This is a genomic window from Vibrio sp. HM8-C (genome assembly GCF_058630515.1).
Map to the genome: position 1 here is coordinate 1 of NZ_JBMMKS010000050.1, position 254 is coordinate 254.

Here is a 254-nt window from a genome sequence, read left to right on the forward strand (position 1 = left end):
GCGGCATTAATCCAGTCCATTACAAACCGGTCGGCAGACCCATTGGAGTGTAAATCATGAGTAAAGGTGTATTTGTGTTAGGCGTGGACATCATTTGGAACAGTTTCCGTGGTGATGGCGCGCAGCTCAACATCTCGCGTCCACTACGTGAAATCAACGTGGAGAAGTTCAAACGCCGCACATTGGGCGAATCGGGTGATGTGAATCCGCAGTTTGACCACCCTATTCAGCTTGATTACCAGTACGCGCTCAAG

At 50.0% G+C, this 254-nt stretch carries 1 protein-coding gene; it reads left to right on the top strand.

All coding sequences use genetic code 11. The annotated features are described in order from the left end of the window. Window positions 1-56: 56 nt before the first annotated feature. Window positions 57-254: DUF1293 family protein (locus ACOSVQ_RS20685; RefSeq protein ID WP_491984310.1), on the top strand; the 198-nt coding region annotated here is incomplete at its 3' end.